At 70.2% G+C, this 20,540-nt stretch carries 19 protein-coding genes and 3 tRNA genes; 11 read left to right on the top strand and 11 right to left on the bottom strand.

All coding sequences use genetic code 11. The features are described from left to right. Positions 1–19 precede the first annotated feature (19 nt). Complete coding sequence (locus ACZ5NW_RS13235; protein ID WP_468743925.1) at positions 20–1,513, top strand: N,N-dimethylformamidase beta subunit family domain-containing protein; 1,494 nt, start codon at positions 20–22, stop codon at positions 1,511–1,513. 98 nt (positions 1,514–1,611) lie between these two features. Continuing rightward, positions 1,612–2,511, top strand: coding sequence for a phosphoribosylaminoimidazolesuccinocarboxamide synthase (locus tag ACZ5NW_RS13230; protein ID WP_468743924.1), 900 nt, complete (start codon positions 1,612–1,614; stop codon positions 2,509–2,511). Between the two features lie 55 nt (positions 2,512–2,566). Here ACZ5NW_RS13230 and ACZ5NW_RS13225 read toward each other — a convergent pair. The 8 genes from ACZ5NW_RS13225 to ACZ5NW_RS13190 form a co-directional block, all read right to left on the bottom strand. Further along, positions 2,567–2,639, bottom strand: a tRNA-Gly gene (locus tag ACZ5NW_RS13225). A 22-nt stretch (positions 2,640–2,661) separates the two neighbouring features. Beyond that, positions 2,662–3,264, bottom strand: coding sequence for a response regulator (locus tag ACZ5NW_RS13220; RefSeq protein ID WP_468744476.1), 603 nt, complete (start codon positions 3,262–3,264; stop codon positions 2,662–2,664). Positions 3,265–3,266: 2 nt separating this feature from the next. Then, positions 3,267–4,577, bottom strand: a complete 1,311-nt coding sequence (locus ACZ5NW_RS13215; RefSeq protein ID WP_468743923.1) for a sensor histidine kinase — start codon at positions 4,575–4,577, stop codon at positions 3,267–3,269. Continuing rightward, a complete protein-coding gene (locus tag ACZ5NW_RS13210; RefSeq protein ID WP_468743922.1) occupies positions 4,574–5,380 on the bottom strand; it encodes an ABC transporter permease in 807 nt (268 codons plus the stop codon). Before ACZ5NW_RS13210 ends, ACZ5NW_RS13215 begins: the two co-directional genes overlap by 4 nt. Then, positions 5,377–6,321, bottom strand: a complete 945-nt coding sequence (locus ACZ5NW_RS13205) for an ABC transporter ATP-binding protein (RefSeq protein WP_468743921.1) — start codon at positions 6,319–6,321, stop codon at positions 5,377–5,379. The genes ACZ5NW_RS13210 and ACZ5NW_RS13205 overlap by 4 nt, the downstream gene beginning before the upstream one ends. Before the next feature lie 137 nt (positions 6,322–6,458). Then, a tRNA-Gly gene (locus tag ACZ5NW_RS13200) sits at positions 6,459–6,531 on the bottom strand. 80 nt (positions 6,532–6,611) lie between these two features. Beyond that, a tRNA-Gly gene (locus ACZ5NW_RS13195) sits at positions 6,612–6,683 on the bottom strand. A gap of 123 nt (positions 6,684–6,806) precedes the next feature. Next, the gene (locus ACZ5NW_RS13190) at positions 6,807–7,124 is read right to left on the bottom strand and encodes a histone-like nucleoid-structuring protein Lsr2 (RefSeq protein ID WP_468743920.1); all 318 of its coding nucleotides are present in this window, start codon (positions 7,122–7,124) and stop codon (positions 6,807–6,809) included. 269 nt (positions 7,125–7,393) lie between these two features. Between ACZ5NW_RS13190 and purS the strand changes: the two genes are divergently transcribed. Genes purS through purL form a run of 3 tightly spaced genes read left to right on the top strand, consistent with a single transcriptional unit; the run spans position 7,394 to position 10,589 of the window. After that, positions 7,394–7,657, top strand: coding sequence for a phosphoribosylformylglycinamidine synthase subunit PurS (purS, locus tag ACZ5NW_RS13185; protein WP_015659417.1), 264 nt, complete (start codon positions 7,394–7,396; stop codon positions 7,655–7,657). After that, positions 7,654–8,334: a phosphoribosylformylglycinamidine synthase subunit PurQ gene (gene purQ / locus ACZ5NW_RS13180; protein WP_468743919.1), complete on the top strand. Its 681-nt coding sequence runs from the start codon at positions 7,654–7,656 to the stop codon at positions 8,332–8,334. The genes purS and purQ overlap by 4 nt, the downstream gene beginning before the upstream one ends. Then, entirely contained in the window at positions 8,331–10,589 is a 2,259-nt protein-coding gene (purL, locus tag ACZ5NW_RS13175; RefSeq protein ID WP_468743918.1) for a phosphoribosylformylglycinamidine synthase subunit PurL, read from the top strand. The genes purQ and purL overlap by 4 nt, the downstream gene beginning before the upstream one ends. A 72-nt stretch (positions 10,590–10,661) precedes the next feature. Here purL and ACZ5NW_RS13170 read toward each other — a convergent pair whose 3' ends face one another. Continuing rightward, a complete protein-coding gene (locus ACZ5NW_RS13170) occupies positions 10,662–12,125 on the bottom strand; it encodes an MFS transporter (RefSeq protein WP_468743917.1) in 1,464 nt (487 codons plus the stop codon). Positions 12,126–12,203: 78 nt separating this feature from the next. Here ACZ5NW_RS13170 and ACZ5NW_RS13165 point away from each other — a divergent pair, with 78 nt between their 5' ends. From ACZ5NW_RS13165 to purM, 4 genes are all read left to right on the top strand, one after another. Further along, positions 12,204–12,848, top strand: a complete 645-nt coding sequence (locus ACZ5NW_RS13165; RefSeq protein WP_468743916.1) for a TetR/AcrR family transcriptional regulator — start codon at positions 12,204–12,206, stop codon at positions 12,846–12,848. Between the two features lie 113 nt (positions 12,849–12,961). Continuing rightward, positions 12,962–13,756 (top strand): maleylpyruvate isomerase family mycothiol-dependent enzyme, encoded by a 795-nt coding sequence (locus ACZ5NW_RS13160; RefSeq protein ID WP_468743915.1) that lies wholly within the window; start codon positions 12,962–12,964, stop codon positions 13,754–13,756. A gap of 154 nt (positions 13,757–13,910) precedes the next feature. Beyond that, positions 13,911–15,440, top strand: coding sequence for an amidophosphoribosyltransferase (gene purF, locus ACZ5NW_RS13155; RefSeq protein ID WP_468743914.1), 1,530 nt, complete (start codon positions 13,911–13,913; stop codon positions 15,438–15,440). A gap of 34 nt (positions 15,441–15,474) precedes the next feature. Further along, the gene (gene purM, locus ACZ5NW_RS13150) at positions 15,475–16,545 is read left to right on the top strand and encodes a phosphoribosylformylglycinamidine cyclo-ligase (RefSeq protein ID WP_468743913.1); all 1,071 of its coding nucleotides are present in this window, start codon (positions 15,475–15,477) and stop codon (positions 16,543–16,545) included. Positions 16,546–16,646: 101 nt separating this feature from the next. Here the strand turns inward: purM and ACZ5NW_RS13145 are convergent, their stop codons facing one another. Both ACZ5NW_RS13145 and ACZ5NW_RS13140 read right to left on the bottom strand, forming a co-directional pair. Beyond that, the gene (locus ACZ5NW_RS13145; protein WP_468743912.1) at positions 16,647–16,907 is read right to left on the bottom strand and encodes a DUF3073 domain-containing protein; all 261 of its coding nucleotides are present in this window, start codon (positions 16,905–16,907) and stop codon (positions 16,647–16,649) included. Between the two features lie 340 nt (positions 16,908–17,247). Beyond that, positions 17,248–18,342, bottom strand: a complete 1,095-nt coding sequence (locus tag ACZ5NW_RS13140) for a Leu/Phe/Val dehydrogenase (RefSeq protein WP_468743911.1) — start codon at positions 18,340–18,342, stop codon at positions 17,248–17,250. Between the two features lie 222 nt (positions 18,343–18,564). Between ACZ5NW_RS13140 and ACZ5NW_RS13135 the strand changes: the two genes are divergently transcribed. Both ACZ5NW_RS13135 and bldC read left to right on the top strand, forming a co-directional pair. Continuing rightward, complete coding sequence (locus ACZ5NW_RS13135) at positions 18,565–19,407, top strand: DUF8083 family protein (RefSeq protein ID WP_468743910.1); 843 nt, start codon at positions 18,565–18,567, stop codon at positions 19,405–19,407. 531 nt (positions 19,408–19,938) lie between these two features. After that, positions 19,939–20,145, top strand: a complete 207-nt coding sequence (bldC, locus tag ACZ5NW_RS13130) for a developmental transcriptional regulator BldC (RefSeq protein ID WP_003949541.1) — start codon at positions 19,939–19,941, stop codon at positions 20,143–20,145. Positions 20,146–20,540: the final 395 nt, after the last annotated feature.

Below are 20,540 nucleotides of genomic sequence, written 5' to 3'. Positions count from 1 at the left end.
CACGAGGGAGGGGTACCGCATGGAGTCGGAGCAGATCCGCCGCTGGGAGTCGGGAGCACTGGCACACGCCGTGACGGACCCCTTCGGCCAGGGCCCCGTGCCCTGGCTGCGCGGCAATGTCACGTACTTCGACGACACCGGCCAGGTCGTCCCCTGGTACGTCGACGGGCAGGCCCATCTGCCCGCCCCCGGCATCCCCCGGATCCCGGCCCCGCGCACGGTGGGCGGCCCCCGCTCCGCCGACGACGTCCACCGCCAGATCAAGGGCTTCACCTCCACCGGCGCGGTCGCCCCGGGCGAGGCCGTCGACTTCCACATCACCGTCGACCCGCCCCAGGAGTTCGGCGTCGACGTCTACCGCATCGGCCACTACGGCGGCGACGGCGCCGCCAAGATCACCACCAGCCCCCGCCTCTCCGGCATCGTCCAGCCCCCGCCCCTGACCGCCGACCGCACGGTCTCCTGCCACCACTGGTGGCTGTCCTGGCGCCTCCAGATCCCCTCGTACTGGAGCGTCGGCGCCTACGTCGCCGTGCTGACCACCGCCGACGGCTACCGCTCCCACATCCCCTTCACCGTCCGCGACAACCGCCCCGCCGACCTGCTCCTGCTGCTGCCCGACGTGACCTGGCAGGCGTACAACCTCTACCCGGAGGACGGCCGCACCGGCGCCAGCCTCTACCACGCCTGGGACGAGCGGGGCCGGCTCCTCGGTGAGGCCGACGCCGCCACCACGGTCTCCTTCGACCGCCCCTACGCGGGCGCCGGCCTCCCCCTGCACGTCGGCCACGCCTACGACGTCATCCGCTGGGCCGAGCGCTACGGCTACGACCTCGCCTACGCCGAGGCCCGCGATCTGCACGCCGGCCGCATCGACCCCACCCGCTACCAGGGCCTCGTCTTCCCCGGTCACGACGAGTACTGGTCGCCCGCCATGCGCCGCACGGTCGAACTGGCCCGCGACAGCGGCACCTCCCTGGTCTTCCTCTCCGCCAACACCCTGTACTGGCAGGTCGAGTTGGGGCCGTCCCCGTCCGGTGTCCCCGGCCGCCTGCTGACCTGCCGCAAGCGCAAGGGCCCCGGCCGGCCGGTGCTGTGGCGGGAAATCGACCGTCCCGAGCAGCAGTTGATCGGCATTCAGTACGCGGGCCGGGTGCCCGAGCCGCACCCGCTGATCGTGCGCAACGCCGACCACTGGCTGTGGGAGGCGACCGGCGCGCACGAGGGCGACGAGATCCCGGGCCTGGTCGCGGGGGAGGCCGACCGCTACTTCCCGCGCACGCCGCTCCCGGAGCACGAGGAGCGCATCCTCCTGGCCCACTCCCCCTACACCGACGTGGAGGGCGTGCTCCGGCACCAGGAGACCTCCCTGTACCGCGCCCCCTCCGGCGCCCTGGTCTTCGCGTCCGGGACGTTCGCCTGGTCCCCGTCCCTGGACCGTCCCGGCCACGTGGACGCCCGGATCCAGCGCGCCACGGCCAATCTCCTGGATCGCATCTGCAAACGCGACTGAAGGGTCGTACCGGACGAACCGCGCGCAACCCCGCTGTCCGAGCCCGCCGAGAGATAAGAGAGAATCGAGCCACTTGGACAGACCCACGGGGAGGAACCGTGTCCGGATTCGTAGAAAAGCCCGAGCCGATCGAGGTTCCGGGCCTGGTGCATCTGCACACCGGCAAGGTGCGCGAGCTGTACCAGAACGAGGCGGGCGACCTCGTGATGGTCGCCAGCGACCGTATCTCCGCCTATGACTGGGTGCTGCCCACGGAGATCCCCGACAAGGGCCGGGTCCTCACCCAGCTCTCCCTGTGGTGGTTCGACCAGCTGCGCGACCTGGCCCCGAACCATGTGATCAGCACCGAGGTCCCCGAGGGCGCCCCCGCCGACTGGGCCGGCCGCACCCTCGTCTGCAAGTCCCTGAAGATGGTCCCGGTGGAATGCGTGGCCCGTGGCTATCTCACCGGCTCGGGCCTGCTCGAATACAACGAGTCCCGGACCGTCTGCGGTCTGGCCCTGCCCGAGGGCCTGGTCGACGGCTCCGAACTGCCCGCCCCGATCTTCACCCCCGCCACCAAGGCCGAGGTCGGCGAGCACGACGAGAACGTCTCCTACGAGGAGGTCGCCCGCCAGGTCGGCGCCGACACGGCGGCCCAGCTGCGCCAGGCCACCCTTGCCGTGTACGCGCGGGCCCGGGACATCGCCCGGGACCGGGGCATCATCCTGGCCGACACCAAGTTCGAGTTCGGCTTCGACGGCGGGACGCTCGTCATCGCCGACGAGGTCCTCACCCCGGACTCCTCCCGCTTCTGGCCGGTCGACCAGTGGCAGCCGGGCCGCGCGCAGCCGTCGTACGACAAGCAGTTCGTGCGCGACTGGCTGACCTCGGCGGAGTCGGGCTGGGACCGCAAGAGCGAGCAGCCCCCGCCGCCGCTGCCGCAGCGGGTCGTGGAGGCCACCCGGGCGAAGTACATCGAGGCGTACGAGCGCCTGACGGGCACGAGCTGGTCGTAGAACGCGAAGCAGGACACGAAGAAGCCCCCCGGCAGAAGCCGGGGGGCTTGATCAGAGCGGACGACGAGGCTCGAACTCGCGACCTCAACCTTGGCAAGGTTGCGCTCTACCAACTGAGCTACGTCCGCATGCGCCGTGGCGCGAGAGCAACTATACCCAACCTCGCTCGCGTGCGAGACGCACCGCCGCATGACGGTTCTCGGCCCCGAGCTTCGAGACGGCCGACGAGAGATAGTTCCGCACGGTCCCCGGCGACAGCGCGGCCCGCTCGGCGATCTCCGCGACGGGCGCCCCGTCGGCGGCGAGTTCGAGCACCTCGGCCTCGCGCGAGGTCAGCGGGGAGTCACCGGCGGCGATCGCGTCGGCGGCCAACTCCGGGTCGACGTAACGGCTTCCGGCGTGCACGGTCCGGATGATCTCCGCGAGCCGCTGCGCGCTGACCGTCTTCGGGACGAACCCCCGCACACCCGCCGCGAGCGCCCGCTTCAGATGCCCCGGCCGCCCGTGACTGGTCACGATCAGGACCTGGCACCCGGGCAGTTCGCCGCGCAGCGATGTGGCGACCTTCACACCGTCCGCGCCCGGCATCTGAAGATCCAGCACCGCCACGTCCGGCTCATGGGCCCGCGCCATCGCCAGTGCCTCCGGCCCGGTCGCCGCCTCGGCGACGACCACCAGGTCCTCCTCCAGGGAGAGCAGCGCGGCCAGCGCGCCCCGGATGAGGTGCTCGTCGTCGGCGAGCAGCACCCGCAGGGTCACGACGCCAGCTCCTGAACCCCGACCGGGACCTCGGCCACCACCCGGAACACCCCGGCCCCCACCGGCCCGGCCTCCAGGGTCCCGCCGACCTCCCGCAACCGCTCCCGCAGCCCGACGAGCCCGGACCCACCGACCCCTGTCGCAGCCACCGCCCCACCGGCCCCTACGGCCGACCCGGTCCCGTCGACCTCCCCCGCCGACGGCACCGCTCCGTCGTTCTCCACGGTCAGCACCACGCGCCCGTCCGAGACGTCCAGCCCCACCGAGCACCGCGCCGCGTCACCGTGCCGCAGCACATTGGTCGCCGCCTCCCGTACGACCCAGCCGAGCGCCGACTGCACCCGCGCGGGCAGCCCGGTCGCCTCACCGGTCACCGCGCACTCGATCCCCGCTGCCGTCAACACGCCCTGCGCGCCCAGCAGTTCGACCCCGAGATCGACCTCGCGATAGCCGCGCACCACGTCCCGCACCTCCCGCTGCGACTCCCGCGCGATGCGCTGTACCTCGATCATCTGCTCCACGGCCTCGGGCCGTCCCCGCCGGGCGAGTTGCACGGCCAGCTCGCTCTTGAGCGCGATCACCGCGAGGTTCCGCCCCATCACATCGTGCAGGTCCCGCCCGAACCGCAGCCGCTCCTCCGCGACGGCGAGCCGCGCCTCCACCTCCCGGGCCCGCTCCGCCTCCCACAGCACGGACAGGGTCCAGGCGCCGCAGCGGCACGCGAGCAGGGAGAAGGCCGTGGCGAAGAGGGACACGATCCCGACGGCCAGGGTTCCCATGGCATCGGGGTCGGCGATCCCGAACGCGGCCACGACGGCCGCCGTCAGGACGAGGGACTGCCGTACGAAGAGCCGTATCGGGACGGCGAGGCCGTAGAGCAGACCGAAGGGCAGCAGCGCGGCGCCGACGGCGAGCCGGACGGTCGGGGGGTCGGCGGCGTCCAGAGCGGCGAGCAGCACCGGCAGGGCGAGGGCGAGGGTCAGCAGGACGGCGGAGCGGCGCAGGGCGCCCGGCGGCAGCTCGGCGCGCTGCAGGTAGTGGTCGAGGACGGGCCGCGTGAGCCGGTTGCCCTCCGCGCACTGCGCGCAGGCCACGACGATCAGCAGGCCGCCGGCGATCATAGGCAGCGGCCGTCGCTCCAGCCCGCCCACCAGCGGCAGCACGAGCCAGGACAGCGTGAAGATCCACGTCGTGGCGTACCAGGTGAGCACGCTCTGGAGCTCGACCCGTTCGGCCTTGCTGCGGTCCTTCCAGTGGCGCCGCTGCCAGTCCCGTATGCGCCCGAACACCTCGCCCCCCTGCGTCATCGCCGTGGCTCCCAGCGGAACCACCGGCGTACAGCAAACACCGCGAGTACCGTCCAGGCCAACGCGGTCGCCAGGGCGCCCAGTTCCTCGTACCCCGACAGCCGGCCGGTCCAGCCGCCGCGCACCAGGGTGATGACGGGTGACAGCGGCAGCAGTTCGCACACCGACGCCAGCCGGTCGGGCAGCAGTTCCAGTGGGACGGTGACACCCGAGCCCATCATCGAGACCAGGACGAACGGCAGGGTGGTGACCTGCGCGCTCTCCACGGTCCGGGTCACGGCGGCGGTGGCGGCGGCGAGCGCCGCGCACAGGAGGAGCCCCAACAGCAGCCCCGCCACGGCGAGATGGGGCGCGCGCGGAGCGGGCATGTCGAGCAGGACCGCGCTGCCCGCCACCAGCACCAGCGACTGGGTGAGCCCGGTGACGACGACCGGCAGCGCGGTACCGCCGACGATCTCGACGTCCCGCAGCTCACCGGTGCGCAGCCGCTTCAGCACGAGTTCCTCGCGCCGGGCGGTGAAGATGCCGGTGAGGGCGGCGTACACACCGAAGAGCAGGGAGAAGCCGACGCCGGCCGGCAGCAGGACCGTCCCGACGTTCAGCCCGACGTCCTCGACGCCCATGTCGTCCACGACGGACCGCAGCGTGAAGGGCAGCGCGAGCGGTACCAGCACGGCCGCGACCAGGGTGCTTTTGCTGCGCCCGAGCAGGGTGAACTCGGCCCGGGCGAGGGCGGCGAGCCGGCTCCCGGGCGTGGTCGCGGCGCCTGCGTGCCGCTCTTTCCGGCTGACGACGACGCTCATACGGCAGCCCCCCGAGCCCGCTCCGCGGCGATCCCCAGGAACGCCTCCTCCAGCGACGCCGAGCGTGCGTCGAGGCCGCGCAGTTCCACCCCGGCCGCCTCGGCCCACACCAGGACCGCGGTCGCCGTCCGCTGGAGTTCGTGGGTCCGCAGCCGTACGACCCGTCCGTCGGTCTCGTGGCCGCACACGCCGAGCCGGTCCAGCGGCGGCAGGTCGCCCACGAAGTAGCCCTCGGGCAGCTCGAAGGAGATCCGCGACGGCTGGGCGGCGGTCACCTCGGCCGGTGTCCCGGCGGCCGCGATCCGCCCCTCGTGCAGGATGGCCAGCCGGTCGGCGAGTCCTTCGGCCTCCTCCAGGTAGTGGGTGGTCAGCAGCACGGTGGTGCCGGAGTCCCGCAGGGCCCGCACCAGTTCCCAGGTGGCCCGGCGCCCCTCGGCGTCCAGTCCGGTCGTCGGCTCGTCGAGGAACAGCACCTCGGGTTCGCCGAGCAGCGCCAGCGCGAGGTCGAGCCGCCGCCGCTCACCGCCGGACAGCTGCTTCACCCGTACGTCCGTCTTGCCGGCGAGTCCGACGAGCCCCAGTACCTCACCCTCGGGCCGGGCTCCGCTCACGCATCCGGCCCACATCCGCGCGGTCTCGGCGACGGTCAGCTCGGACGGGAAGCCGCCCTCCTGGAGCATCACGCCGGTGCGCGGCCGTACGGCGGCCCGTTCGGCGTAGGGGTCGTGCCCGAGCACCCGGACCTGGCCGGAGGCCGGCGGGGCGAGCCCCTCCAGGAGTTCGACCGTGGAGGTCTTGCCCGCCCCGTTGGTGCCGAGCAGGGCGAAGATCTCGCCCCGGTCGACGTGGAAGTCGATGCCGCGCACCGCCTCGAAACCGCCCCCGTACACACGCCTGAGGCCGGTGACCTCGATCACGTGCTCGTGTTCCCTGGTCTTCATGCCTTCAGCGTTCCGGCGATCGGCAGCGGGAAGCAGTGCGGGCTGTCATGAGTCGGCGTGACAAATGTCAGAAGGAGAAGGGGGAGGGTCGGGGACACGAAAAGACCCCGGTCCAGTGGACCGGGGTCTCATTCCCGAGCGGACGACGAGGCTCGAACTCGCGACCTCAACCTTGGCAAGGTTGCGCTCTACCAACTGAGCTACGTCCGCATTGCCTCCGACCGGCTCTCACCGATCGGTGCGTGCACCAGCCTACCTGATCCACAACAGTGGTCGTGACGGCGATGCAGAGCGGGTGACAGGAATCGCACACTGCGCCTTCCCCCTGGAAGGGGGATGTTCTGCTACTGAACTACACCCGCACGGCCTTCGTGAGCTGGGCCTTTCGGCCTCGCCCCTCGGCGTGTTCCAGACTCTAGCTGATCGGGAGGGGTGCAGCGCAAGTCGGTTGTCCCGAGGGGCGGGTGAGCCGCCGGAGGCGGGGGTCACTGGGCCGCGGTGAACGCCTCGTAGACCTTCTTGGGGATCCGGCCGCGCGCGGGCACGTCCATCTTGTTGGCCTGGGCCCAGGCCCGCACGGCCGCCGGGTCGGGAGCCACCTCCGTCTGCTTGAACGCCTTTCCGGACCTCGACCGCTTGCGGCCGGCCTCCACGTAGGGCTCGAGCGCCTTACGCAGTTTCTTGGCATTGGCTTCATTGAGGTCGATCTCGTACGACTTGCCGTCCAGTCCGAAGGCGATCGTTTCCGCCGCTTCCGAGCCGTCGATGTCGTCAAAGAGAGTGACCACGACCTTCTGCGCCACGAATATCGGTCCCTTCATGCGGCACTTGCCAATTCATTTGTACAGTGCCCAGCAATGCAATGTGAAGCCTGACTAAATCCTTCCGCGTGTCCGAACGCAATAGGTTTCGGGTGTCGATCTGGGGATCTTTCCCGGAAATTTTGGTCACGGGGCCCCCGGATGCCGGATCGTGACGTGGGTCATGTAGTTTCCTACAAGTCGACGCGCGTAGAAATTTTGTGCGGGTAGTCTGAAGGAACCTGCTCAGCACCACACCACCGGGAGTGCCAGTGGCACGCGTCGTAGTCGACGTCATGCTCAAGCCGGAGATCCTCGACCCCCAGGGCCAGGCGGTGCAGCGTGCACTGCCGCGGCTGGGTTTCGAAGGGATCTCCGACGTACGTCAGGGAAAGCGATTCGAACTCGAAGTTGACGGGCCGGTCGACGAGGCCGCGCTCGCCCGCATCCACGATCTTGCGGAATCCTTCCTCGCCAACACGGTGATCGAGGACTTCACGGTGAAGGTCGAGGAAGTCGCGGAGGCCGCGAAGTGACCGCTCGTATTGGCGTCGTCACTTTCCCGGGCAGCCTCGACGACCGGGACACCCAGCGTGCGATCCGCCTCGCGGGCGCCGAGCCGGTCGCCCTCTGGCACAAGGACAAGGACCTCCACCAGGTCGACGCGGTCGTCCTCCCCGGTGGTTTCTCCTACGGCGACTATCTGCGGGCCGGGGCCATCTCCCGTTTCTCGCCGGTGATGGAGACCGTCATCGAGCAGGCGAAGGCGGGCATGCCGGTCCTCGGCATCTGCAACGGCTTCCAGATCCTCACCGAGGCCCACCTCCTCCCGGGCGGGATGCTCGGCAACGACCACCTCCACTTCATCTGCCGCGACCAGAAGCTGCGGGTGGAGAACGCGGACACCGCCTGGACCGCCGACTACGAGCAGGGCCAGGAGATCCACATCCCGCTGAAGAACATGGACGGCCGGTACGTCGCCGACCAGTACACGCTGGACAAGCTGGAGGCGGAGGGCCGGGTCGCGTTCCGGTACCTCGACTTCAACCCGAACGGCTCGCTCAACGACATCGCCGGCATCACCAACGAGGCCGGGAACGTCGTAGGCCTCATGCCGCACCCGGAGCACGCCGTCGAGCCGCTCATCGGCTCTGGCCGCACCGACGGCCTCCCCTTCTTCACCTCGATCCTCAAGAAGCTGGTCAACGCATGAGCCGGACGCCTCTGGACACGGTCGAGCACGCGGCCGCGACCCCCGACGTCGAGCTGCCCTGGGCCGAACTCGGCCTGAAGAAGGACGAGTACGAGCGGGTCGTGGAGATCCTCGGCCGCCGGCCCACCGGTGCCGAGCTCGCCATGTACTCCGTCATGTGGTCCGAGCACTGCTCCTACAAGTCCTCCAAGGTCCACCTCCGCCAGTTCGGCGAGAAGGCCCCGCAGAGCGACGCGCTGCTCGTCGGCATCGGCGAGAACGCGGGCGTGGTGGACGTCGGCCAGGGCTACGCCGTGACCTTCAAGGTCGAGTCGCACAACCACCCCTCCTACGTCGAGCCCTACCAGGGCGCGGCCACGGGTGTGGGCGGCATCGTCCGCGACATCATCGCCATGGGCGCCCGCCCGGTCGCCGTCGTCGACCCGCTGCGCTTCGGCGCCGCCGACCACCCCGACACCAAGCGCGTCCTGCCGGGTGTCGTCGCCGGCATCGGCGGCTACGGCAACTGCCTCGGCCTGCCCAACATCGGCGGTGAGGTCGTCTTCGACTCCTGCTACCAGGGCAACCCGCTGGTCAACGCCGGTGCCATCGGCGTCATGCGGCACGAGGACATCCACCTCGCCAAGGCGTCCGGCGCCGGCAACAAGGTCATCCTCTACGGGGCCCGAACCGGCGGCGACGGCATCGGCGGCGCGTCCATCCTCGCCTCCGAGACCTTCGACGACGCCAAGCCCTCCAAGCGCCCGGCCGTCCAGGTCGGCGACCCCTTCCAGGAGAAGCTCCTCATCGAGTGCACCCTGGAGGCCTTCAAGGAGAAGCTGGTCGTCGGCATCCAGGACCTCGGCGCGGCCGGCCTGTCCTGCGCCACTTCGGAGCTGGCCTCGAACGGCTCCGGCGGCATGCGCGTGACGCTGGACGACGTCCCCCTGCGCGACTCCACGCTCTCGCCCGAGGAGATCCTCATGAGCGAGTCGCAGGAGCGCATGTGCGCGGTCGTGGAGCCGGAGAAGGTCGAGCGGTTCCTGGAGATCTGCGACAAGTGGGACGTCATCGCCACGGTCATCGGTGAGGTGACCGACGGCGACCGCCTGGAGATCTACTGGCACGGCGGCAAGATCGTCGACGTCGACCCGCGCACGGTCGCGCACGACGGCCCGGTCTACGAGCGGCCGTACGCCCGTCCGGAGTGGCAGGACGCCCTTCAGGCGGACGACGCGAACAAGCTGCCCCGGCCCACGACTTCGGACGAGCTGAAGCAGCAGGTCCTGAAGCTGGTGTCGTCCCCGAACCAGGCGTCCAAGAAGTGGATCACGTCTCAGTACGACCACTTCGTGCAGGGCAACACGGTGCTGGCCCAGCCCGAGGACTCGGGCATGATCCGCATCGACGAGGAGACCGGGCTCGGCGTCGCCATCGCGACCGACGGCAACGGCCGGTACGCGAAGCTCGACCCGTACACGGGCGCGCAGTTGGCGCTCGCGGAGGCGTACCGCAACGTCGCCACCACCGGTGCCAAGCCGCTCGCCGTGTCGGACTGCCTGAACTTCGGCTCGCCCGAGGACCCGGCCGTCATGTGGCAGTTCGCCGAGGCCATCCGTGGACTGGCCGACGGCTGCCAGCAGTTGGGCACCCCGGTCACCGGCGGCAACGTCTCGCTCTACAACCAGACGGGCGAGGTGGCCATCCACCCGACGCCGGTCGTCGCCGTCCTCGGCGTGATCGACGACGTGGCCCGCCGCACGCCGGTCGCCTTCCAGGAGGAGGGCCAGCTGCTGTACCTCCTCGGCGACACCCGTGAGGAGTTCGGCGGTTCGGCCTGGTCGCAGGTCGTCCACGACCACCTGGGCGGTCTGCCCCCGAAGGTCGACCTGGAGCGCGAGCGCCTCCTCGCGGAGATCCTGATCTCGGCCTCCCGCGACGGCATGATCGACTCCGCGCACGACCTGTCCGACGGCGGTCTGATCCAGGCGGTCGTCGAGTCGGCGCTGCTCGGCGGCAAGGGCGCGCGTCTGGTCGTACCGGACGGGCTCGACGCGTTCACCTTCCTCTTCTCGGAGTCGGCGGGCCGTGCGGTCGTCGCCGTCCCGCGCTCGGAGGAGGTCCGCTTCAACGACATGTGCGGCGCGCGGGGTCTGCCCGTCACGCGCATCGGTGTCGTGGACGGTGACGCCGTGGAGATCCAGGGCGAGTTCGCGCTCACCCTGGACGAGCTGCGCACGGCCCACGAGGAGACGATCCCGGCGCTGCTGGCGTAAGCGTCCTCCAGCGGTACGACGAAGGCCCCGCCCGTTCTCCCTACGGGCGGGGCCTTCGCGTGCCCGGGGGCGTCACACGCCCACCGGCTCCAGCACCGGTTCCGCCTCCGCGCGCCGGGGCTTCGGCAGACGCAGGGCCAGCAGGACGCACAGCGCCATCACGCCGGCCCCGCACACGAACAGCAGGTCCATGGCGGAGACGTACGCCTCGATGCCGGACGTGTGCGCCGCGCCCCGCAGCGAGGCGAGGGAGCCGACGTCGCCGGGGCCGTCGTAGAGCCTCGTCAGGAGGGTGCCGAAGAGGGCGGCGCCGAGGGCCGTGCCGAGGGTCTGGAAGAAGCGGACGGCGGTCGTGGCGACGCCGAGCTGGTGGCGCGGGGCCGCGTCCTGGACGACCTGGATGAGCTGGCCGAGGAGCTGGCCGAAGCCGATGCCGACGAGGAGGAGTTCGGCGCGCAGCAGCCACAGGGACGTGCCGGTGCCGGTGGTGGCGAACAGCAGGAAGGCGGTCATGCTGACGGCGGCACCGCTGATCACGAACGTCCGCTCGGACCAGCCGCGCTCGGTGAGCTTGCCGGAGACGATGCCGACGACGGTCATGCCGATCGCCATGGGGATCAGGTACAGGCCGGCCGAGGAGCTGCTCATGCCGCGTACGACCTGGAGGTAGAGCAGGACGTAGTACATCGCGCACATCATGGACGCGCCCATCAGGCCCTGGACGGCGAAGCCGAGCCGCAGCTCGCGCACCCGGAACATCGACAGTGGCAGGATCGACTCGGCGGCCGTGCTCTGGCGCCACAGGAACAGACCCAGGGTCGCGGCGCAGAGCACGGCGAGGCCGGTGATCTGCGGGGACGTCCAGGCGTACTCCTTGCCGCCCCACTCGGTGACCAGCAGCAGCGCGGCGGAGAAGGCCGCGGCGAGGCCCGCGCCGAGGAAGTCGATCGGCCGGCGCTCGGTCTGCCGGGGCAGCTTCAGCACGAGCGCGCCGAGGGCGATGACGGCGATGCCGAGCGGCAGGTTGACGTAGAAGATCCAGCGCCAGTTCGCGTGGTCGCAGAGCACGCCGCCGAGCCAGGGGCCGAGGGCCATACCGCCGCCGGCGACGATCCCGCCGGTGCCCGCGCCCCTGCCCTTGTCCTCCTGGGGTCCCTTGAGCTGGGCGAGCACCACCATGGTGACGCTCATCAGACCGCCGGCGCCGATGCCCTGGACGGCCCGGGCGGCGATGAGCTGGCCGATGGACTGGGCGGCCCCGCACAGCGCCGAGCCGACCAGGAAGGCGCCGACGGCACCGAGGAAGACGCGCTTGGCGCCGACGGTGTCGCAGAGCTTGCCGTAGAGCGGGAGGACGGCCGCCGACGCCAGAGCGAAGGCGCTGACCAGCCAGGGGATCTTGTCGATGCCATGGGCCGGATCCAGGTCCCGGACGATCGGGACGGTGGCCGCGGACACGATCTGCATGTCCAGGACGGCCAGGACGATCGTGACGAGACAGACGATGAAGCCGATCTTGCGCTGGGTTTCGGTCATGGCACCACCATGCCCTGATTCGTGTACCGAGTCAATCTTTCATCCAGGCAAAAGATTCATCTTGGTACAGTGGGTGGCATGGCCAACGCGATGGGACTGCGCGAGCGCAAGAAGCAGCAGACCGCGATGCGGATCTTCCGGACCGCGGTGGCGCTGTTCAGCGAGAAGGGCTTCGACAACGTCTCCGTGCAGGAGATCGCCGATGCCGCCGAGGTCTCCAAGATGACCGTCTTCAACTACTTCGGCACCAAGGAGGACCTGGTCTTCCTGCCCGTGGAGGAGCACTTCGGCGACGCGGCCCGCGCGGTGCGCGAGCGGCAGCCGGGTGAGTCGGCCGTGGCCGCCGTGCGCCGGCAGTTCCTGGAGCTCGTCGAGGCGCGCGACCCGGCGGTCGGCCTGCACGCCGAGCCGTTCGCCCGCCAGGTGCGCCAACTCGTCGCCGAGACGCCGGTGCTGATGGAGCGTGCCTTCATCGCCGCCCAGAAGGGCACCCGCGACCTCGCCGCCCTCCTCGCCGAGGAGACCGGCGACCCGATGCTCGCCACGATCGCCGCCGCCACGCTGAGCGCCGCCCGCAACTCCCTCATCGAGGAACACCACCGCCGCATCGGCGAGGGCGAGCCTGCGGACAGGGTGGCAGCGGACGCCCCGGAGCGAGCCAGACAGGCTTTCGCGCTGATCGAAAACGGCTTGAGGGACTACGCGACCAGGCCGACCCCCTGAGGAAGCGACAAAGCCCCGCAGGGGCGAGTCGAAAGGGGCGCGGGGAACTGCGCGACCAGCCACAGCGCACCCGCACCCACAAGACCGCACCAGCCACCCCGGAGCCCCTCACCATGCCGCCCACCAAAAAGCGCCGCACCTACGACCCCACCAAAACCCGCACAGCCGTCCTCACCCAGTTCACCCACATCCACGAGGCGCTCCCCAAGCTCACCCCCGAGCACCTCACCCACCCCACCCGCCTCGCCGACTGGACCGTCCGCGACCTGCTCGCCCACGTGGCGATGGCGATGGAGTCGGTCAGCCGCAACATCGACCGCGAAGAGCCCCCCAAACCCGACCTCACGCTCCTCGACTGGCCCTCGGCCACGGCCGCCCGCGCAGCGGACATCGCGGAAGGCACCCGCCGCCTCGCCGAGGAGAACCCCGACCTGGAAGCCCTCTACGCGCACACGGACACCCGCATCCGCGAACGCCTGGCGCACGCCCCCGGTACCCGCCTCCTCGCCGCCCGCACCGGCGCGATGGTCCTCGACGACTACCTGGTCACCCGCACCGTCGAACTCATCACCCACACCGACGACCTGAACGCCGCCGTGCCCGGCCTCGACATCCCCTACGACCGCCAGGCCCTCGCCACCTGCACCCGCCTCCTCGCCGACGCCCTCGCCGCGAAGGCCCCCGGCGGGGCGACGGAGGTGCGCGTTCCGCCGTACGCGGTGGTGCAGTGCGTCGAGGGCCCGCGGCACACCCGCGGCACCCCGCCGAACGTCGTCGAGACCGACCCGCTGACCTGGATCCGCCTGGCCACCGGTCGGCTGACCTGGGTGGACGCCCTCGCCGACGCCAAAGTCAGCGCGAGCGGCGAGCGCGCGGACCTCGGCGGGCTGCTTCCGCTGCTCGGTTGAGCCCGAAGGATGTGCGACACCTCACTCAGCCACCGTCGGCAGACCGGCCCCGCACCCTCCGCACCGCGCTGACCAGGGAAAACGCAAACAAGATCCTTTACTGGCGGGTATCCCCAATTCGGACCAGTGGGCGACCTCGCCTACACTCGATGGCGTGCCACGTGGTGACGGTCTCCTCAATCACGATCTGCTCCCCGGCGAGAAGGGCCCCCAGGACGCTTGCGGCGTCTTCGGTGTCTGGGCTCCCGGCGAAGAGGTCGCCAAGCTCACGTACTTCGGGCTCTACGCCCTCCAGCATCGGGGCCAGGAATCCGCGGGAATCGCGGTCAGCAACGGCTCCCAGATCCTCGTCTTCAAGGACATGGGCCTCGTCTCCCAGGTCTTCGACGAGACCTCGCTCGGTTCGCTCCAGGGTCATATCGCGGTCGGACACGCCCGCTACTCGACCACCGGCGCCTCCGTGTGGGAGAACGCCCAGCCGACGTTCCGCGCCACCGCGCACGGCTCGATCGCGCTCGGCCACAACGGCAACCTGGTCAACACGGCGCAGCTCGCCGAGATGGTCGCCGACCTGCCGAAGAAGGAAGGCGGCCGCACCCCCCGGGTGGCGGCCACCAACGACACCGACCTCCTCACGGCGCTGCTCGCCGCCCAGGAGGACGCCGACGGCAAGCCGCTGACCATCGAGGAGGCCGCCCACACGGTCCTCCCGCAGGTGCGCGGCGCCTTCTCCCTCGTCTTCATGGACGAGCACACGCTCTACGCCGCCCGCGACCCGCAGGGCATCCGCCCGCTGGTCCTCGGCCGCCTGGAGCGCGGCTGGGTGGTCGCCTCGGAGTCCGCCGCCCTAGACATCTGCGGCGCCAGCTTCGTCCGCGAGATCGAGCCGGGCGAGTTCGTCGCGATCGACGAGAACGGTCTGCGGACGTCCCGATTCGCGGAAGCGAAGCCCAAGGGCTGCGTCTTCGAGTACGTGTACCTGGCCCGCCCCGACACCGACATCGCCGGCCGCAACGTGTACCTCTCCCGGGTGGAGATGGGCCGCAAGCTCGCCAAGGAAGCCCCGGTCGAGGCCGACCTGGTCATAGCGACCCCGGAGTCCGGCACCCCGGCGGCCATCGGGTACGCGGAGGCGAGCGGCATCCCGTTCGGCGCGGGTCTCGTGAAGAACGCCTACGTGGGCCGTACGTTCATCCAGCCCTCGCAGACCATCCGTCAGCTCGGCATCCGCCTGAAGCTGAACCCGCTCAAGGAAGTCATCAAGGGCAAGCGCCTGGTCGTCGTCGACGACTCGATCGTGCGCGGCAACACCCAGCGCGCCCTGGTCCGCATGCTCCGTGAGGCGGGCGCGGCCGAGGTCCACATCCGGATCTCCTCGCCGCCCGTGAAGTGGCCCTGCTTCTTCGGCATCGACTTCGCCACGCGCGCGGAGCTCATCGCCAACGGCATGACCATCGACGAGATCGGCACCAGCCTCGGCGCCGACTCCCTGGCGTACATCTCCCTCGACGGGATGATCGAGGCGACCACCATCGCCAAGCCGAACCTCTGCCGCGCCTGCTTCGACGGCGAGTACCCGATGGAGCTCCCGGACCCCGAGCTGCTCGGCAAGCAGCTGCTGGAGACCGAGCTGGCCGCCGGCCCGGCCGCCACGGCAGCGGCCGACGCGATCCGTCGCCCGTAAGCCCTGCAGTACGACACGAAAGTTCTCACCAGCCATGTCTTCTGAGACCACAGGTGCCAGCTACGCAGCCGCGGGCGTCGACATCGAAGCGGGCGACCGCGCCGTAGAGCTGATGAAGGAGTGGGTGAAGAAGACCCAGCGCCCCGAGGTCCTCGGCGGCCTCGGCGGCTTCGCCGGCCTCTTCGACGCCTCCGCCCTCAAGCGCTACGAGCGTCCCCTGCTCGCCTCCGCCACCGACGGCGTGGGCACCAAGGTCGACATCGCCCGCCAGCTGGGCGTCTACGACACGATCGGCCACGACCTGGTCGCCATGGTCATGGACGACATCGTGGTGTGCGGCGCCGAGCCCCTGTTCATGACCGACTACATCTGCGTCGGCAAGGTGCACCCCGAGCGGGTGGCCGCCATCGTCAAGGGCATCGCGGAGGGCTGTGTGCTGGCCGGCTGCGCTCTGGTGGGCGGTGAGACGGCCGAACACCCCGGCCTGCTGGGTCCGGACGACTTCGACGTCGCCGGTGCCGGTACGGGCGTTGTGGAGGCCGACCGGCTGCTCGGCGCTGATCGCATCCGTACGGGTGACACGGTGATCGCCATGGCGGCCTCCGGGCTTCACTCGAACGGGTACTCCCTCGTCCGGCACGTCCTGCTGAACCAGGCCGGGCTGGCCCTGGACGCGCACATCGACGAGCTCGGCCGCACCCTGGGCGAGGAACTCCTGGAGCCCACCAAGATCTACTCGCTGGACTGTCTGGCGCTCACCCGTACGACGGACGTCCACGCCTACTCCCACGTCACCGGCGGCGGCCTCGCGGCGAACCTCGCGCGCGTCATCCCCGACGAGCTGCACGCGGTGGTCGACCGCTCCACCTGGACCCCGGCCCCGATCTTCGACCTCGTCGGCAGGACCGGCTCGGTCGAGCGGTTGGAGCTGGAGAAGACCCTCAACATGGGCGTGGGCATGATCGCGATCGTCCCCGAGGAGTCGACGGACGTGGCCCTGACGACCCTGGCGGACCGAGGCGTGGACGCCTGGGTGGCAGGCGAGATCACCGACCGTGCCGACCGCACCACGGGTGCGGAGCTGGTGGGCGACTACGCGAACTGAGCACCTGGGGGCGGTCACCGGTTCGCCGGGATCGCCCCACAGGCAGCAGAACACCCGGTCGGTGACCGAAGTCACCGACCGGGCGGATGCTCAGTGCAGGGTCAAGCCCCGCGGCGATGTTGTGAGGAGCCTTCGTCCTCGTCCTCCTCGTCGTCGTCCTCATAGAGGTCGGCGTAACGGGAGTACAGGTCGTCGTCAAGCTCATCGTCCTCGAAGCGGTCGCCATTAGGCGGCGGCTGATTCGATGTCGACGATGCGCCCAGCTCTTCAGCCAGGCGTGAGAGGTCAGTCCCGCCGCCGCTGTTGTACTTCAGCTGGCGGGCGACCTTCGCTTGCTTGGCCTTGGCCCGGCCGCGCCCCATGGCTCGACCCCCTCAACGACGGGGCTCGACGGCCCCAGAGTCTTGACACGCGTTCATGATCTAGAACGGTCTCTCCGCAGAGGGACCGTCTGTAGGGCTTCCACGGTACCTGAGCCCGCACCCATACGGTACGTCGCCCGTAGGAAGGGCGTGTGCGCAGAACCTTCGAGGTGCCCCGTCCTCGCTGGTCAGTGGCGATTTTAACCACTTATTGGCGGACGACCCGCCGGGAAGAGTGAGAGTTCTCTCTAACTTTCCACCCGGCGGTACCGCCCAAACGGACCGACGAGACACCCCGAAGAGTTATCGGAACCTCACCATCCGCGGTGGGTCCGACGTCTCACCATCCGCGCCGCTGTGCCGCCTCGTGCATCCGCTGTTCGGCGATCCGGTCGGCCGCCGCGGCCGGCGGGATACCGTCCGTCTTCGCACGTGCGAATATGGCGAGCGTGGTGTCGTAGATCTTCGCCGCCTTCGCCTTGCACCGCTCGAAGTCGAAGCCGTGCAGCTCGTCGGCGACCTGGATGACCCCGCCGGCGTTCACCACGTAGTCCGGCGCGTAGAGGATCCCGCGGTCGGCGAGGTCCTTCTCCACGCCCGGGTGGGCGAGCTGGTTGTTGGCGGCGCCGCAGACGACCTTGGCGGTCAGCGCCGGCACGGTGTCGTCGTTCAGGGCACCGCCCAGCGCGCAGGGGGCGTAGAAGTCGAGCCCCTCGACGCGGATCAGGGTCGCGGTGTCGGCGACGGCCGTCACCCCGCTGGGGTGCGCGGCGAGAATGCGGCCCACGGCCTCCTCGCGCACATCGGTGATCACGACCTCGGCGCCCTCGTCACGCAGGTGCTCCACCAGGTGGTGGCCGACCTTGCCGACCCCGGCGATGCCGACCTTGCGCCCCCGCAGCGACGGGTCGCCCCACAGGTGCTGGGCGGAGGCCCGCATGCCCTGGTAGACGCCGAAGGCGGTGAGCACGGAGGAGTCGCCTGCGCCGCCGTTCTCGGGGGAGCGGCCGGTGGTCCACTGGCACTCGCGCGCCACGACGTCCATGTCGGCGACGTACGTACCGACGTCGCACGCGGTGACGTACCGCCCGCCGAGCGAGGCCACGAACCGCCCGTAGGCGAGCAGCAGCTCCTCGGTCTTGTCCCGCTCCGGGTCCCCGATGATCACGGCCTTGCCGCCGCCGTGGTCCAGGCCGGCCATGGCGTTCTTGTACGACATCCCGCGCGCGAGGTTGAGGGCGTCGGCGACGGCCTCCTCCTCGGTCGCGTAAGGGTAGAAGCGCGTACCGCCGAGCGCGGGGCCCAGCGCGGTGGAGTGGAGGGCGATGACGGCCTTGAGGCCACTGGCACGGTCCTGACAGAGCACGACTTGCTCATGACCGCCCTGGTCCGAGTGGAACAGGGTGCGCAGGACGCCGTCGGATACGTCGGTCACGGTGGTGACTCCTGGGTAACTAGCGGCGGTTGGGACAAAGGTCCCCGTAGGGGTGGCGGGGCCTGTGGGACGAGCGTAGAGCCTGGTGGGCCCGCCGTACGCGCAGTGCTCAGGATCACCTGCTCGCGCTGTACGGGCGTGCGACGATTCGCATAGTTTTGCGGCCCGTTTGTCGGCGGGTCCCGCAGGTTTCCCGGTCGGCCCAAAGGGGAGGGTGCAGGCGTGCCCAAGGTGTCCTCGGTGATCGTCCCCTACGCGGCCTATCTGCGCGTGTACGAGCCGCTGGCCGCCTTCCCCGAGCCGGAGCGGGACCACTGGGAGCGCTACGCCAGGCGCCCCGACCGCCCCTCCTACCAGGACGAACTGCGCCGCTCGCTGGCCGACCTGCTGCCCACCCCGCCGATCGCGGTGCCGGTGCACGAGAGCGGCGACGCCTTCGTGCTGGAGGCGGAGGGTGTGCTGTGCGTGTGCCCTTGGCGCACCCGGCTGCGCGGCTGGCAGGCGCTGGGGGCGCTGGATACGGAGCTGCCCCGGCCGGTCCTGGACGCCGTACTGCCGCCGCTGGTGCGCGACCAGGCCGCGCAGGACTACGAGCGCTGGCTGGCCCGCAATCCCGACGCCCGGCCGTGGATCCGCAGCGCGACCTGGCAGGTGCCGGTGAACTGGTTCGTGCTGGTCGCCGACGCCGAGCGGCGCTACGACAAGGGCACCGGCGAGGTGCCGCCGCTGCTGCGCTACCGCACGCCGATGGTGCAGGCGCGGCGGCGGGTGGCGCGGGGCCTGCGGGCGCTGCGGGACGCGATCGACGAGGGGCCGATCATCGACGGCCTGGTGGACGTGGGACGGTGGCTGGAGGAGTTCCATCCGCGTTCGGTCGTCGAACTCGACTACGGCGGCCTGGTGCACACCCTGCCCGCCGGGCATCTGGAGGACGACCACTCGGCGGCGGACGTGGCCGAGGGCATCGAGGCGCTGCGGCGCGGTGACGGGGAGGCGGCCGGCGCGGCGTACGCGCGGCTGGCCCAGCGGTGGCGGACGGTACGGGACCGGCGTTCGGCGAACTGACGACGCGCCAGGGGAAGCGCCAGGGGTGACGTCAGGGGTGACGTACGTCACGGACTTGAAGGCGCATAAGCGCGTACGGTCTACCGCACTTCAGAAAGTTGACGGGACGTAGGTCCCGATCCGGGCGTTTGTGTCAAGCGTGACAGAGCGCACGTACGGGGCCCTTGCATCCCTTGCCACTCCTCATGCCAAAATAGGACAAGGAGCCCGGGGAGGGCTCCGTCTCAGCATTGCATTGCACGCTTTGGGGGGTCTGGCGACTCCTGAACACCCCTGTGACTGATCGTCACAGGGGTGTGACTGTCCGCTATGGCATGGTCCATCGGCTTCCGTGGCTGATGAACACCTGGAGGGGCAATTCCATCGGTTTGGCCGACGCGGCTGGACAGATGGTGTAGTTGTAGTGCCGAGGACAAGCCGTTCGTCCTATAACCGACTCGACTCGCGTCCGCCATTTCGGGCAACGCGGGTCAAGGTGCAGAATTTAGAGGAAAGAACCGAGAAGGTTCGGTTCTCCCGAGGAGGCCGCTCATGACCGCTCGCACCCCTGATGCCGAGCCGCTGCTGACCCCGGCTGAGGTCGCCACGATGTTCCGCGTAGACCCCAAGACGGTCACGCGGTGGGCGAAGGCCGGCAAGCTCACGTCGATCCGCACGCTCGGCGGGCACCGCCGTTACCGCGAGGCCGAGGTCCGCGCTCTGCTCGCGGGCATCCCGCAGCAGCGCAGCGAGGCCTAACAACTCCATAACCGGGCAATACGGCAGTTCCCCCAACTGGCCGGGGCGCCCGGGACCTCAGCTCCAAGCGACGCGGTGTCTGCCCCAACAGGCGCCACGCCCGGGCCGATAGAGCAACTGAGGCAGCAAGACAGGGTGCGTCGTAGGTCGCGCCGGACTCCGCCGAGTCCGGCGCGATCTTTTTTGTGCGCCGGGGGCGGGGCTGTCGGGGGGCTCTGTGAGCGCCCTTGTCGGAGTCTGGGGAGGGGTGTCGGATCTCCTGTGGGGAGGCCCCCGAGAGTGGTGCAATTGCACATATTAAATTGACCCGTTGTAGGTGCCTGGTAAGAACCGGGGTCACGGAAACTTATGCGGTGACTCCCGTCACATGCCACGGGCCTTGTTGCCGCCGGTCC

The organism is Streptomyces sp. NPDC032126 (genome assembly GCF_055580085.1).
The sequence above is the reverse complement of the archived record's forward strand: the minus strand, read 5'-3'. Positions and strand labels throughout refer to the sequence as shown.